11 protein-coding genes are annotated in these 14,146 nt (G+C 67.2%); 7 read left to right on the forward strand and 4 right to left on the reverse strand.

The features are described from left to right. Positions 1-46: 46 nt before the first annotated feature. Both clpA and clpS read right to left on the reverse strand, forming a co-directional pair. The gene (gene clpA, locus AB7878_RS00845) at positions 47-2,320 is read right to left on the reverse strand and encodes an ATP-dependent Clp protease ATP-binding subunit ClpA (protein ID WP_369492546.1); all 2,274 of its coding nucleotides are present in this window, start codon (positions 2,318-2,320) and stop codon (positions 47-49) included. A gap of 65 nt (positions 2,321-2,385) precedes the next feature. Next, entirely contained in the window at positions 2,386-2,712 is a 327-nt protein-coding gene (gene clpS, locus AB7878_RS00850) for an ATP-dependent Clp protease adapter ClpS (RefSeq protein WP_077485143.1), read from the reverse strand. A 115-nt stretch (positions 2,713-2,827) separates the two neighbouring features. Between clpS and AB7878_RS00855 the strand changes: the two genes are divergently transcribed. Genes AB7878_RS00855 through hflD form a run of 3 tightly spaced genes read left to right on the forward strand, consistent with a single transcriptional unit; the run spans position 2,828 to position 5,066 of the window. Beyond that, entirely contained in the window at positions 2,828-3,313 is a 486-nt protein-coding gene (locus AB7878_RS00855; RefSeq protein ID WP_369492547.1) for an NUDIX hydrolase, read from the forward strand. Then, a complete protein-coding gene (mnmA, locus tag AB7878_RS00860) occupies positions 3,310-4,422 on the forward strand; it encodes a tRNA 2-thiouridine(34) synthase MnmA (RefSeq protein ID WP_369492548.1) in 1,113 nt (370 codons plus the stop codon). The genes AB7878_RS00855 and mnmA overlap by 4 nt, the downstream gene beginning before the upstream one ends. 20 nt (positions 4,423-4,442) lie before the next feature. Continuing rightward, positions 4,443-5,066: a high frequency lysogenization protein HflD gene (gene hflD / locus AB7878_RS00865; RefSeq protein WP_369495694.1), complete on the forward strand. Its 624-nt coding sequence runs from the start codon at positions 4,443-4,445 to the stop codon at positions 5,064-5,066. 298 nt (positions 5,067-5,364) lie between these two features. Here the strand turns inward: hflD and AB7878_RS00870 are convergent, their stop codons facing one another. Continuing rightward, on the reverse strand, positions 5,365-6,270 hold the full coding sequence (locus AB7878_RS00870) for a LysR family transcriptional regulator (RefSeq protein ID WP_369492549.1): 906 nt from the start codon (positions 6,268-6,270) through the stop codon (positions 5,365-5,367). Between the two features lie 268 nt (positions 6,271-6,538). Here AB7878_RS00870 and acnA point away from each other — a divergent pair, with 268 nt between their 5' ends. After that, positions 6,539-9,292 (forward strand): aconitate hydratase AcnA, encoded by a 2,754-nt coding sequence (acnA, locus tag AB7878_RS00875; RefSeq protein ID WP_369492550.1) that lies wholly within the window; start codon positions 6,539-6,541, stop codon positions 9,290-9,292. A gap of 167 nt (positions 9,293-9,459) precedes the next feature. Continuing rightward, positions 9,460-11,139: a long-chain-fatty-acid--CoA ligase gene (locus tag AB7878_RS00880; protein ID WP_369492551.1), complete on the forward strand. Its 1,680-nt coding sequence runs from the start codon at positions 9,460-9,462 to the stop codon at positions 11,137-11,139. A gap of 91 nt (positions 11,140-11,230) precedes the next feature. Here the strand turns inward: AB7878_RS00880 and AB7878_RS00885 are convergent, their stop codons facing one another. Next, the gene (locus tag AB7878_RS00885) at positions 11,231-11,593 is read right to left on the reverse strand and encodes a PilZ domain-containing protein (protein WP_077485156.1); all 363 of its coding nucleotides are present in this window, start codon (positions 11,591-11,593) and stop codon (positions 11,231-11,233) included. A 720-nt stretch (positions 11,594-12,313) separates the two neighbouring features. Between AB7878_RS00885 and AB7878_RS00890 the strand changes: the two genes are divergently transcribed. Together AB7878_RS00890 and scpB are read left to right on the forward strand one after the other, a co-directional pair. Next, entirely contained in the window at positions 12,314-13,273 is a 960-nt protein-coding gene (locus tag AB7878_RS00890; protein ID WP_369492552.1) for a segregation and condensation protein A, read from the forward strand. 17 nt (positions 13,274-13,290) lie between these two features. Further along, positions 13,291-14,142 carry an SMC-Scp complex subunit ScpB gene (gene scpB, locus AB7878_RS00895; protein ID WP_369492553.1) on the forward strand — a complete coding sequence of 284 codons (852 nt, stop codon included), beginning with the start codon at positions 13,291-13,293 and terminating at the stop codon, positions 14,140-14,142. Positions 14,143-14,146 lie beyond the last annotated feature (4 nt).

The raw sequence follows: 14,146 nt of genomic DNA on the forward strand, positions 1-14,146 counted from the left end.
GCGCATCGCGCGGCCTTTTGTGTTGCCCGGTGTTGCCGGCCGACGATCACTCCACCACGGCCGGCAGCTTCTCGGCGGCCTCGCAGCCCACCACCAGCTCGCCGTCCTTCACGCCCAGCGTCACCTTGCCGCCATCGGCCAGCTTGCCGAACAGCAACTCGTCGGCCAGTGCGCGCTTCACCTTTTCCTGGATCACCCGCGCCATCGGGCGGGCGCCCATCTGCGCGTCGAAGCCGTGCTCGGCCAGCCAGCGGCGTGCTTCGGCGTCCACGTCCAGGCTGACACGCTTCTCGGTCAGCTGGGCCTCCAGCTCGATCAGGAACTTGTCCACCACGCGCAGGATGTGCTCGAAGTCCAGCGCGTTGAACTGGATGATCGCATCCAGCCGGTTGCGGAACTCCGGCGTGAAGCTGCGACGGATCACCTCCAGCGCGTCGGTTTGGTGGCTCTGCGCCACGAAGCCGATGCTGCGCCGTGCCGCCTGCGCCGCGCCGGCATTGGTGGTCATCACCACGATCACGTTCTTGAAATTCGCCTCGCGCCCGTTGGTGTCGGTGAGCACGCCGCGGTCCATCACCTGCAGCAGGATGTTGTAGACGTCCGGGTGCGCCTTCTCGATCTCGTCCAGCAGCAGCACCGCGTGCGGATGCTTGGTCACCGCCTCGGTGAGCAGGCCGCCCTGGTCGAAGCCCACGTAACCCGGGGGCGCGCCGACCAGGCGCGAGACCGAGTGCGCCTCCATGTACTCGGACATGTCGAAGCGGATCATCTCGATGCCCAGCTGCAGCGCGAGCTGGCGGGTGACCTCGGTCTTGCCCACGCCGGTGGGGCCGGCGAGCAGGAAGCAGCCGATCGGCTTGGCCGGGTCGGCCAGCCCGGAGCGCGCCATCTTGATCGACGCGGCCAGCGCCTCGATCGCGGTGTCCTGGCCGAACACCACCATCTTCAGGTTGCGCTCCAGGTTCTTCAGCACGTCGCGGTCGGAGGCCGAGACCTGCTTGGCGGGAATGCGCGCCATCTTGGCCACGATGTATTCCACCTCGGGCACGTCCACCTTGCCGCTGCGCTGCTCCTCGGGCAGCAGGCGCTGGCGCGCGCCGGCCTCGTCGATCACGTCGATCGCCTTGTCCGGCAGCAGGCGGTCGGGGATGTGCTTCACCGACAGGTCCACCGCCGCCTTCAGCGACTCGTTGGTATAGATGACGTTGTGGTGTTCCTCGAAACGCGAACGCAGACCCTTGAGGATCTCGATGCTGTCGGCCACCGAAGGCTCGACCACGTCGATCTTCTGGAAGCGCCGCGCCAGCGCACGGTCCTTCTCGAACACGCCGCGGTATTCCTGGAACGTGGTCGAACCGATGCAGCGCAGCTCGCCGGAAGCCAGCAGCGGCTTGATCAGGTTGCTGGCGTCCATGGTGCCGCCCGAGGCGGAGCCGGCGCCGATGATGGTGTGGATCTCGTCGATGAACAGGATCGCGCCCGGCTGCTTCTTCAGCTGGGCGATCACGCCCTTCAGGCGCTTCTCGAAGTCGCCGCGGTACTTGGTGCCGGCCACCAGCGCGCCGAGATCCAGCGCCCAGATCGTGGCGTTTTCCAGCACCGCGGGCACTTCGCCGTCCACGATGCGCTTGGCCAGGCCCTCGGCCAGCGCGGTCTTGCCCACGCCGGCGTCGCCCACGTAGAGCGGGTTGTTCTTGCGGCGGCGGCACAGTACCTGGACGGTGCGCTCGATCTCGTCGGAGCGGCCGATCAGCGGATCGATCTTGCCTTCCAGCGCCAGCTCGTTGAGGTTGCTGGCGTATTCGGACAGCGGATTGCCCTTGGCCTCGCCGCCTTCCTCGCTCTCGCGCTCGCCGCCGCCGGGCGTGCCGGTGGAGGTCTCGTCGCCCACCTTGGCGATGCCGTGCGAGATGTAGTTGACCACGTCCAGCCGGGTGATCTCCTGCTGGTGCAGGAAGTACACGGCGTGGGAATCCTTCTCGCCGAAGATCGCCACCAGCACGTTGGCGCCGGTGACCTCCTTCCGCCCGGAGGACTGCACGTGGTAGACCGCGCGCTGCAGCACGCGCTGGAAACCCAGCGTGGGCTGGGTGTCGCGCTCGTCGCCGTGCGGCAGCACCGGCACGGTCTCGGCGATGACCTTCTCCAGCTCGTGGGTGAGCCGCGGCAGGTCCACGCCGCAGGCGCGCAAGGCGCCCAGCGCGGACTGGTTGCCGGTGAGGGCGAGCAGCAGGTGCTCCACGGTCATGAACTCGTGGCGCTGCTCGCGGGCCTGCTTGTAGCACTGGCCGATGGTGACTTCGAGATCCTTGCTGAACATCCGGACCGTCTCCGTTGCAATGGCATGGGCGGCGGGCTGCCGCGATGGCTACAAAGTGGGGTCGCTCAGAGCTTTTCCATAGTGCACAACAGAGGGTGCTGATGCGAGCGTGAATATTCGTTGACCTGGGTGACCTTGGTCTCGGCCACCTCCCGGGTGAACACGCCGCACACGCCCTTGCCGCGGGTATGCACGTGCAGCATCACCTGCACCGCGCGCTCCTGGTCCAGGCCGAAGAAGCCGCGCAGCACCTCGACCACGAAATCCATCGGGGTGAAGTCGTCATTGAGCAGTACCACCTGGAACAGCGGTGGTTTTGCGACCTCCGGCTTCGCGGTCTGCACTGCCAGGCCGTGGCCGCTTTCGTGTTCGTTTTCGTGTTCGTGGGCCATGGATGACGGGTGTTCCTTCGACAGTTGCGATTATACGCTGCGCCGCCTGCACGCTTCGCGGCGACCGCAACGACAGGTAGTGGCACAATGACGCCTTTTCCAGTCCCCGCCCGTCATGCCGCCTGCCGCCACCACCGACGCCGTTTGGCGCCCGCACGTCACCGTGGCCTGCGTGGTGAGCGACGGCGCGCGCTATCTGATGGTCGAGGAGGACGTGGCCGGCCGGCTCGCCTACAACCAGCCCGCTGGACACCTCGAAGACCGCGAGAGTCTGGTCGACGCCGCGGTGCGCGAGACCCTGGAGGAAACCGGCTGGACGGTGCAGCCCACCCACCTGATCGGCGTGCACCAGTGGCGCAGCACCGAGCACGGCGAAGGCGTGATCCGTTTCAGCTTCGCCGCGCGACCGCTCGGCCATGACCCGTCACGATCGCTGGATACCGGCATCCGTCGCGCCCTTTGGCTGAGCCGCGCCGAGATCGCCGCGCTGGGCGAGCGCCTGCGCAGCCCGCTGGTGCTGCAGAGCATCGATGCGTGGCTGGCCGGCGCCCGTTTCCCGCTGGACGCGCTGCATTGGCTCGCGGAACCCGCCGCGCCATGAAGGTGATGCTGGGCATTTCCGGCGGCGTCGACTCCTCGGTCGCGGCGCTGCTGCTGCAACAGGCCGGCCATGCGGTCGAGGGCCTGTTCATGCAGAACTGGGAAGAGGACGACCGCTCCGGCCCCTGCACCGCCGACGCCGACCGCAAGGACGCCGTAGCCGTGTGCGGCCGGCTGGGCATCCCGTTCCACACGCGCAACTTCGCCGCCGAATACTGGGATGGCGTGTTCGAGCACTTCCTCGCCGAATACCGCGCCGGCCGCACGCCCAACCCCGACGTGCTGTGCAACCGCGAGATCAAGTTCAAGACCTTCCTCGACGAGGCGCGCGCGCTGGGCGCGGAAAAGATCGCCACCGGCCACTACGCCCGCGTGGACTGCCGTGGCGGCGAATACCGTCTGCTGCGCGCTGTGGACGCGGCCAAGGACCAGAGCTATTTCCTGCATGCACTGGGCCAGGTCCAGTTGGCCGCCACGCTGTTCCCGATCGGCGAGATCAAGAAGTCGCGGGTGCGCGAACTGGCCCGCGCGGCCGCCCTGCCCACCCACGCGAAGAAGGATTCCACCGGCATCTGCTTCATCGGCGAGCGCGACTTCCGCGGTTTCCTGGCGCAGTACATCCCGGCCCGGCCCGGCGAGATGCGTACGCCCGACGGCGCGCTGGTCGGCGAACACCAGGGCGCGATGTATTACACGCTGGGCCAGCGCAACGGCCTGGGGATCGGTGGCCGCCAGGGCGCCAGCGGCGAGCCGTGGTACGTGGTGGGCAAGGACGTGGCGGCGAACCGGCTCTACGTGGCCCAGGGCAACACCAACCACTGGCTGGACTCGCGCGTGCTGCGCGGCGAGCCGCCGACCTGGGTGGCCGGCCACGCGCCGGCCGCGCATTTCCGCTGCACCGCCAAGACCCGCTATCGTCAGGCCGACCAAGCTTGCGAGGTGCGCGTGCTGGACGCCGGCCTTGAAGTACGCTTCGACACCCCGCAACGTGCGGTAACGCCCGGCCAGTCGGTGGTGTTCTACGACGGCGAGGTCTGCCTCGGCGGCGCAGTGATCGCCGCCACCGACGCGCCCTACGGCGGTCTTTCTCCCATCCGGAACGAGAGTTGACGGTGCTTGATGCCTTTGCGATGAACGAGGAACGCGTGCTGGCCCTGGCCGGGCTCTACCAGGCCTGCGCGCTGGTACAGCAGCTGGCCAACCAGGGCCGCTGCGACGAGACCGCGATGGACGCGAGCATCGCCAGCGTGTTCCGCATCGACGCACCTTCGGTGGTCGGTGTGTACGGCAACATCGCCAGCGTGCGGCTGGGCCTGCGCAACCTGGTGTCCCAGCTCGACGAGAGCAGCGAGGACATGGCGGTGACGCGCATGGCGATGACCGTGATGCGGCTGGAGCGCAGCCTGTCCGGCCGCCCGGAACTGCTGGACCAGCTGCAGCAGGGCATCCGCGCTGCGCAGCGCCAGGTGGAGCACTTCGGCCAGGGTTCCGGCCAGGTCACCGCGCGGCTGGCCGAGCTCTACGCCGCCATCCTGTCCACCTTGCGCCCGCGGGTGATGGTCAACGGCAACCCGCAGCACCTGCAACAGCCGGCCATCGTCGAGAAGGTGCGCAGCAATCTGCTCGCCGCAGTGCGCTCGGCGGTGCTGTGGCGCCAGCTCGGCGGCCGCCAGTGGCAACTGCTGCTGTTCCGCAAGCAGTGCAGCATGCTGGCGCGCGGACTGCTCACCGGGGCCACGCTGGACGGGCGCTAGCTCCATGACGAACTATCGCGAACGTGTGCCCATCAGCGGCCTGATGAGAGCTGTGCTTTCTCTTATCGGTGTTGCTGCACTGGCACTCGCCATCCTTTTTGCCTTGGCCGGCACTTGGGGTTTTGCTGCAATATCCGTTGGCATGGCTTTGCTCTGCTTATACCGTGCCGGCCGCGGCTTCCATACCGCCCTCCGAGACGATGGTGAGCCATAGGGCTTGCGCTAGTACAGAGAGTACGTAGCTCGTCTAGCGAACTTCGCTCGCAGCCGGCAGCTTTGCCCCTGTCTGACTCCAAAATTAACCGACCAGCTTTAACCCCTGCAGTTGCTTTGCCAGCGCGCGCAGCAGCTTGGCGAAGGCGGTGAGGTCGGCGCCCCACGGCGTGGCCTCGCGCCAGTACAACGCGATCTCGCGTCCCGGCGCCTGGCCCTTGATCTTCGCCAGCACGATGTCGGGCTTGGAAGCCAATCGCTCGTGCGCCAGTGCGGGCACCAGGGCGTGGCCGCCGCGCAGGCTGACTAGCGCGGCGAGGCTTTCCAGGCTCACGTCCTGCACGTGGCCGTCGCCGCCGGCGTGGCTCTCGGCCATCAGAATCGCGTCGGTCGCCTCGAGTTGCTCCAGCGCCACGCTGCGCCGGCCGGCCAGCGGGTGATCCGCGCGCAGCATCACTTCCCACGGCTCGAAGAACAGCGGTTGCATCGCGATGCCGCTGGCCAAGGGGGCGAGCGGCGCCAGCACCGCGTCGAGCTCGGCCTCGTGCAGGCGGCGCAGCAGGCCGCGCGGCTTGCCTTCGGAGATACCCAGCCGCACGCCGGGGAAATGCTGCGGGAATGGCGCGATCAGGTGCGGCAGCAGATACGGGCCCAGCGAGGCCGGCACGCCCAGGCGCAGTTCGCCGCCGAACGCCACCGCGCCGGCGCGGGCAGCCTGCTGCAGCAATTCGGCCGCGGCGAGCACGGCGTCGATGCGTTCCAGCAGGCGTTGGCCGCCCGCAGTAGGCACCACCTTGCGTCCGCCGCGCTCGAACAGCGGCGCGCCCAGCGCCTGTTCCACCTTCTGCACCTGGTGCGACAACCCGGATGGGCTGATATGCATGGCCCGCGCCGCGCTGTTGAAGCTGCCCTGGCGATGCACCGCCTGCACCAGCGCGAGGTCGCGCAGCGAGACCGCCGCCAGCGCCGTCGAAATCATCGAATGCTGCATGTCATCAAATGCGTTTGTGCACGCGGGGCATCGGGCTCATCCTGTGCGGCGTTGTCAGTCACAAGCGTTGCCGCAGTTTACTCGCCGCGCCGTCCAGATCACGAGCCCGCGCGCCCCCGCACGGGCTCGTTGCAGCAGCGCCAGTGCAGCGGTCCGGTTCGCGGCCGTGCGGCGTTTGGGCGATAATTGCGTTTTGCCGGGTCGGCGACTACCCCATCGCCAACGTTCAGCCATCCCAGCCGCAGGATTCAGCCAGGAGCACGTCCCCATGAAAGACACCTTTTCCGTACGCGACACCCTCGAGGTCAACGGCAGGAAGTACGCCTTTGCCAGCCTGGCCAAGCTGGGCCAGCGCTTCGACCTGAAGCGGCTGCCGTACTCGATGAAGATCCTGCTGGAGAACCTGCTGCGCCACGAGGACGGCACCGACGTCACCGCGAAGGAGATCGAAGCGGTTGCCACGTGGGACGCGAAGAAAGAACCGGATACCGAAATCGCCTTCATGCCGGCCCGCGTGCTGCTGCAGGATTTCACCGGCGTGCCGTGCGTGGTCGACCTGGCCGCTATGCGCGACGCGATGAAGGCGCTGGGCGGCGATCCCACCCTGATCAACCCGCTGTCGCCGGCCGAACTGGTCATCGACCATTCGGTCCAGGTCGACGTGTTCGGCAGCGCCGACGCGCTGGAAAAGAACGTCGCCATCGAGTTCGAGCGCAACCAGGCACGCTACAGCTTCCTGCGCTGGGGCCAGAAGGCCTTCACCGATTTCAAGGTGGTGCCGCCGCGCACCGGCATCGTGCACCAGGTGAACCTGGAGCACCTGGCCCGCGTGGTCATGGGCAGCGAAGTCGACGGCCAGCTGTGGGCCTACCCGGATACCGTGTTCGGCACCGACTCGCACACCACCATGATCAACGGCCTGGGCGTGCTGGGCTGGGGCGTGGGCGGCATCGAGGCCGAAGCCGCGATGCTGGGCCAGCCCTCCTCCATGCTGATTCCGCAGGTGGTCGGCTTCAAGCTGTCCGGCCGTCTGCCGGAAGGCGCCACCGCCACCGACCTGGTGCTCACCGTGACGCAGATGCTGCGCAAGCAGGGCGTGGTCGGCAAGTTCGTCGAGTTCTTCGGCCCGGGCCTGCAGCATCTGGCGTTGGCCGATCGCGCCACCATCGGCAACATGGCGCCGGAATACGGCGCCACCTGCGGCATCTTCCCGGTCGACGCCGAGTCACTGCGTTACTTGCGCCTGTCCGGCCGCAGCGACGACCAGGTCGCGTTGGTCGAGGCATACGCCAAGGCCCAGGGCCTGTGGCACGACGAGAACAGCGCGCACGCCGAATTCACCGCCACGCTGGAACTGGATCTGTCCGACGTGAAGCCGTCGATGGCCGGCCCGAAGCGCCCGCAGGACCGCGTGCTGCTGACCGACGTCAAGCAGAATTTCCGCGGAACGGTGGGCACGCTGACCGCCAACCGTCGCAAGGGCAACGGCGATGTCGACCGCTTCACCAACGAAGGCGGCGCGGCAGCCATCGGCAACCCCGCCAATGCGATCGGCGAAACCGGCGTGCTGGTGGAACACAACGGCCAGAGCTTCCGCATCGGCGACGGCTCGGTGGTGATCGCCGCGATCACCTCGTGCACCAACACCTCCAACCCGGCCGTGATGCTGGCCGCCGGCCTGGTCGCCAGGAAGGCTGCCGCGCGCGGCCTGAAGGCCAAGCCGTGGGTGAAGACCTCGCTGGCCCCGGGCTCCAAGGTCGTCACCGATTACCTGGAAAAGACCGGCTTGCTGACCGAACTGGAGAAGACCGGCTTCTACCTGGTCGGCTACGGTTGCACCACCTGCATCGGCAACTCGGGGCCGTTGCCCGCCGAAATCAGCAAGGGCATCGCCGACGGCGACCTTGCCGTGGGCGCGGTGATTTCCGGCAACCGCAACTTCGAAGGCCGCGTGCATGCCGAAGTGAAAATGAACTACCTGGCCTCGCCGCCGCTGGTGGTGGCCTACGCGCTGGCCGGCTCGCTCGACGTGAACCTCTCCACCGATCCGCTGGGCAAGGACAAGGACGGCAAGGACGTGTTCCTCAAGGACGTCTGGCCGACCAACCAGGAAATCAGCGACCTGATGGCCAGCGCGGTCACCTCGGAAATGTTCAAGAAGAACTACGCCGACGTATTCAAGGGCGACGAACGCTGGGCCGCGATCGCCTCGCCGGATGGCGCCCTGTACGCGTGGGACGAAGCCTCCACCTACATCAAGAACCCACCCTACTTCGACGGCATGACGATGGCGCTGACCCCGGTCGAGGACGTCCACGGCGCGCGTTGCCTGGGCCTGTTCGGCGACTCGATCACCACCGACCACATCTCGCCGGCCGGCTCGATCAAGAAGGATTCGCCCGCGGGCAAGTTCCTGATCGGTCGCGGCGTGGAACCGAAGGACTTCAACTCCTACGGCTCGCGCCGCGGCAATGACGACGTGATGGTGCGCGGCACCTTCGCCAACATCCGCATCAAGAACCAGATGCTGGATGGCGTCGAGGGCGGTTTCACCCGCCACGTCCCCAGCGGCGAACAGCTGGCGATCTACGACGCCGCGATGAAGTACAAGGCGAGCAAGACCCCGCTGGTGGTGTTCGCCGGCAAGGAATACGGCACCGGTTCCTCGCGTGACTGGGCCGCCAAGGGCACCCTGCTGCTGGGCGTGAAGGCGGTGATCGCCGAAAGCTTCGAGCGCATCCATCGCTCCAACCTGGTCGGCATGGGCGTGCTGCCGTGCACATTCAAGGATGGCGAGAATGCAAAATCGCTGGGCCTGACCGGCAACGAGACCTTCGACATCACCGGCCTCGACGGCGGCAACGCGAAGGAAGCCACGGTCACCGCCACCGCCGCCGATGGCAGCAAGAAGCAGTTCCGCGTGAACGTGATGCTGCTGACCCCGAAGGAACGCGACTTCTTCCGTCACGGCGGCATCCTGCAGTACGTGCTGCGGCAGCTGGCCGGCAAGAAAGCCGCCTGACGCAAGCCCGCGCGACACGCGGGAAACCCGAGCCGCCCCGATCCTTCGGGGCGGCTTTTTTCTGCCTCGCCGCGCCTTGCCGCATACGCGCGCGCATGCTCCAATGCCCGCAGGGGGCGTCGCCATCCTTCGCCTTGGCGGCCACGATTCAGGAGTCGAACAAGCACATGAGCAACGAGCGTCCGTGGCTGGACCACTATCCGCAAGGCGTGCCCGCCGAGATCGACCTGAATGCCTACGCCTCGGTGGTGGCCGTGCTGGAAGAATCGTTCCAGCGCTTCCGTGACCACGCCGCATTCGCCAATTTCGGCAAGGCGCTCAGCTACGGCCAGATCGACGCGCTCAGCCGCCAGTTCGCGGGCTACCTCACCGGCGTGCTCAAGCTCGGCAAGGGCGATCGCATCGCGATCATGCTGCCGAACGTGCTGCAGTACCCGATCGCCCTGTACGGCGCGCTGCGCGCCGGCCTGGTGGTGGTCAACACCAACCCGATGTACACCGCGCGCGAGCTGAAGCACCAGCTGGAAGACTCCGGCGCCCAGGCCATCGTGGTGCTCGACAATTTCGCCGCCACGCTGCAGCAGGTGGTGGCCGAGACCGAGGTGAAGCACATCGTCACCACCGGCATCGGCGACCTGCTCGGTTTCCCCAAGGGCGCGCTGGTCAACTTCGTGCTCAAGCACGTCAAGAAGATGGTGCCGGCCTACCAGCTGCCGCGGGCGGTGCGCTTCAGGGACGCACTGGCGCAAGGCGCCGCGCATCCGCTGCCGCCGGTGGAGCTTGGCCACGACGACATCGCCTTCCTTCAGTACACCGGCGGCACCACCGGCGTGGCCAAGGGCGCCATGCTGACCCACGCCAACATGATCGCCAACATGCTGCAGGTCGGCGCCTGGATCGGCGAGGCGCTGCGGCCGGGCAGCGAAGTCGCCATCGGCGCGCTGCCGCTGTACCACATCTTCTCGCTTACCGCCTGCGGCATGGTGTTCCCGCGGTTGGGCGCGCACACGGTGCTGATCACCAACCCGCGCGACATGCCCGGCTTCGTCAAGGAACTGAAGAAGCTTCCCTTCTCGATCTTGCCCGGGGTCAACACCTTGTTCAACGGCCTGCTCAACACGCCCGGCTTCGCCGAACTGGATTTCTCGCACCTGAAGATCTCGCTGGGCGGTGGCATGGCGGTGCAGCGCGCCGTCGCCGAGCGCTGGAAGAAGGTCACCGGCCGCCCCCTGTCGGAAGCCTACGGCCTCACCGAAACCTCGCCCGGTGTCTGCATCAACCCCACCGACCTCATGGACTACAACGGCTCGATCGGCCTGCCACTGCCCAGCACGGAGGTGGCGATCTGGTCGGAAGAAAACCAGCCGCTGCCGATCGGCGAAGTGGGCGAGCTGATGGTGAAGGGCCCGCAGGTGATGCTGGGCTACTGGAACCGCCCCGACGAGACCGCCAAGGTGCTCGGCGCCGACGGCTGGCTGCACACCGGCGACATTGCGAAGATGGATGCCGACGGCTACGTGTACATCGTCGACCGCAAGAAGGACATGATCCTGGTGTCCGGCTTCAACGTGTACCCGAACGAGGTCGAGGATGCAGTGATGCAGCACCCCGGCGTGGCCGAGGTGGCCGCGGTGGGCGTGCCGGACGAGCATTCCGGCGAAGTGGTGAAGCTGTTCGTGGTGCGCAAGGACCCGAACCTCACCGAGGACGCGCTCAAGCAGTTCTGCCGCGACAATCTCACTGGCTACAAGCGACCCAAGTTCATCGAGTTCCGCGACACGCTGCCCAAGAGCAACGTGGGCAAGATCCTGCGGCGCGAGCTGCGCGACGAGAAGAAGAATCGCTGATCGGGACTCGGGATTCGGGGAAGCGCTTGCGACCCCGTCTCCCTGGCCGCTTCAGCCTGGGACGGGTCGAGATGAAGGTTTTGCCGCGCGCTCAGTTCTTCCAGGACTCGAGGATGTCCGCGTAGCCGCCCAGCAGGTTCCACAGCGGCACCTGCTTGTCCTCCGGGATGCACACGTAGGAAAAGCCGATGTGGTGGTCGGCGACGCGCGCCACCTGCGCTTCGAGATGGATGTGCAGGTCGCTGCCGAAGATCATGTCCAGCAGCCAGGTCTGGCCCACCTCGCCGCCCCAGCCCAGCGGACGGCGCAGCAGTGCGCCGGTCGCGGAAATGTCCACCAGCTCGGTGGGATGCGATTCGACGCCGCGGCTCATCAGCACGGTCGTCTCGATCTGCATGCGCGCCGGACGCAGGCGTTCGGATTCGCCACTCAGCTTGTTGTCGTCCTTCGCCATGCTGCGCTCCTTGTGTGTTGCTTCCCCGCCGCCGTGGCGGCCCCCGCGGCCCAACTTCGCATGGTGTCCGCGATCACACCCAAGCAAGCCATGTGCCAGCTCCCATATCACCGCGCATTGCGCCCTTTCGCACGCGTTTCCGTCCACGACGACTGACGCCTGCTCGCCGTGTCGGACCCACAGGGTCACTTGGGGCTTGCCGGATCGCATCGCATCTCCGCGTGCAACCCCGGCATTGTACCCGCCGACCGGCCGCCCGTTTCGCGCGCGGTGCGCCGTGCATGCGCTGGACTTGTCGCCAGCCAGTCGCTACTCTGTCACTCACGCGTGGCGCCACGATCAGAAGCCGACCAGTCGATCGGCCGCAGCGATGGCGCCCACCCGATGCCCCAGGCAGATCGTCCAACTTGTCGGTGACGTCGCGCTCGTCACCGCATCGCCTTGTTCCCGCCAGACGCGATCCGCGTTCCATGCCGGCACTTGGCTGCAATGCCCGCACGCCTGATCGAACCGCGACACGCGGCTTCGTCACGCCGGCGGCGACAAGGGGGAGTCGGACATTGTCCACAAGGCATCGTGCGAAACCGCTTTACCGAAGTGCCGCCTCGGCGCCACGATCCATGCACGGGTTCGGCCCGGATCGTCCTGCGAGGCAACCGTTTCGCCCATGATGAATCCAGACGCATTGCCGGCCGCGTAGCGGCCCAACGACACGCATCGATGAGCAACGAGCCAGTCGGGCCGCAGAGCCCGGTCGTATCGCAGGACAGCCACGCGGCGCCCCCGCAGCAGCAGGAAATGCCGCTGGCGGTCGTGCGCGGCGAGCCGGTGCTGCAGATGCCGCAGGACCTGTACATCCCGCCGGACGCGCTGGAAGTGTTCCTGGAAGCGTTCGAGGGCCCGCTGGACCTGCTGCTGTACCTGATCCGCCGGCAGAACCTGGACATCCTGGACATTCCGATTGCCGAGATCACCCGGCAGTACATGGAATACATCGACATGATGCGGGAGACGATGCGGCTGGAGCTGGCCGCCGAGTACCTGCTGATGGCTGCGATCCTTGGCGAGATCAAGTCGCGCCTGCTGCTGCCCCGGCCGCCCGCCGAGGAAGGCGTCGAGGAGGATCCCCGCGCCGAACTGGTGCGTCGCCTGCAGGAGTACGAACGCTTCAAGAAGGCCGCTGAGGACATCGAGGCCCTGCCCCGCATGGAGCGCGACACCGCGCCGGTGCAGGCCGACACCGGCGAGCGCAACGTGATCAAGCTGCCGCCGCCGCTGGACCTCAAGGAAATGCTGCTGGCGCTGAAGGACGTGCTGCACCGCGCCGAGCTGTTCGGCCACCACGCGATCAAGCGCGAGGCGCTCAGCGTGCGCCAACGCATGGGTGAGCTGCTGGGCAAGCTGGAAGGCCATGCGTTCCACCGCTTCGAGACGCTGTTCGACGTCAGCGAAGGCCGGCTCGGCGTGGTGGTCACCTTCCTGGCCATGCTGGAGCTGGCCAAGGAAATGTTGATCGAGATCGTGCAGGAAGCCCCGCTGGCGCCGATCTACCTGAAAGCGCGGGTGGAGCACGGCGAGGAGCCACTCGTCGACGCGGCGGAAGGCGACGGAGCGGACGATCCCGCCACACAGGAATCGGCGTTCGAGACCACGGACGCCAGCAACAGCGGCACTCACTGAATCGGCACCGAAGGCCCATGCAGATCGAGCAACTCAAACTCATCGTCGAGGCGGCCCTGCTCGCCGCCAGCCAGCCGATGACCGTCGCCCAGCTCGGCGACCTGTTCGCCGAAACCGACGAGGTCGGCCACGAGCAGATCGCTCGCGCGCTGGAAGCGCTCGCCGCCGACTGCGAGGGTCGCGGCGTGGAGCTGAAGGAGATCGCCTCCGGCTTCCGCTACCAGGTGCGCCAGGAAGTGCATCCGTGGATCTCGCGGATGTGGACCGAGAAGCCCAGCCGCTACTCGCGCGCCTTGCTGGAGACGCTGGCGCTGATCGCCTACCGCCAGCCGATCACCCGCCCGGAGATCGAGCAGATCCGCGGCGTGGTGGTATCCAGCAACATCGTCAAGACGCTGGAGGAGCGCGAGTGGATCCGCGTGGTCGGCTACCGCGACGTGCCCGGCAAGCCCGCGCTGTTCGGCACCACCCGCGCCTTCCTCGACTACTTCAATCTGAAGTCGCTGGACCAGCTGCCGCCGCTGTCCGAGATCCGCGACATGGAAGACCCGCAGATGGGCTTCGACCAGACGCCGCTGCCTGCCCGCGTGATCAAGGACCTGCCGATCGATCCGGACGAGGAGATCGACGAGGAAGTCCCGGCCGAGGATGCCGCGGCGGAAATCGCCGAAGCCGCTCCGGCAACGGATACGCATGAAGTGCCGCGGCACGAAGCCGACGCTGCCGCGGCGGACACCGAGGCAGCCGCGTCTGCCGCCGACGCCGATGCCGACGAGGCGAGCGCACACAACGAACCCGAATCCGCCACTGCCGACGAGGCAGCGGCTCCCGCGGATGTCGAAGACGACACAACCGCACAGAATTCCTGAGGAG

It is taken from the genome of Rhodanobacter humi (genome assembly GCF_041107455.1).
In the GTDB taxonomy this organism is placed as follows: domain Bacteria; phylum Pseudomonadota; class Gammaproteobacteria; order Xanthomonadales; family Rhodanobacteraceae; genus Rhodanobacter_A.

Bases quoted from the DNA above. Each gene is read 5' to 3' on its own strand.
- clpA (WP_369492546.1), bottom strand. From the start codon at position 2,320: ATGTTCAGCAAGGATCTCGAAGTCACCATCGGCCAGTGCTACAAGCAG.
- clpS (WP_077485143.1), bottom strand. From the start codon at position 2,712: ATGGCCCACGAACACGAAAACGAACACGAAAGCGGCCACGGCCTGGCA.
- AB7878_RS00855 (WP_369492547.1), top strand. From the start codon at position 2,828: ATGCCGCCTGCCGCCACCACCGACGCCGTTTGGCGCCCGCACGTCACC.
- mnmA (WP_369492548.1), top strand. From the start codon at position 3,310: ATGAAGGTGATGCTGGGCATTTCCGGCGGCGTCGACTCCTCGGTCGCG.
- hflD (WP_369495694.1), top strand. From the start codon at position 4,443: ATGAACGAGGAACGCGTGCTGGCCCTGGCCGGGCTCTACCAGGCCTGC.
- AB7878_RS00870 (WP_369492549.1), bottom strand. From the start codon at position 6,270: ATGCAGCATTCGATGATTTCGACGGCGCTGGCGGCGGTCTCGCTGCGC.
- acnA (WP_369492550.1), top strand. From the start codon at position 6,539: ATGAAAGACACCTTTTCCGTACGCGACACCCTCGAGGTCAACGGCAGG.
- AB7878_RS00880 (WP_369492551.1), top strand. From the start codon at position 9,460: ATGAGCAACGAGCGTCCGTGGCTGGACCACTATCCGCAAGGCGTGCCC.
- AB7878_RS00885 (WP_077485156.1), bottom strand. From the start codon at position 11,593: ATGGCGAAGGACGACAACAAGCTGAGTGGCGAATCCGAACGCCTGCGT.
- AB7878_RS00890 (WP_369492552.1), top strand. From the start codon at position 12,314: ATGAGCAACGAGCCAGTCGGGCCGCAGAGCCCGGTCGTATCGCAGGAC.
- scpB (WP_369492553.1), top strand. From the start codon at position 13,291: ATGCAGATCGAGCAACTCAAACTCATCGTCGAGGCGGCCCTGCTCGCC.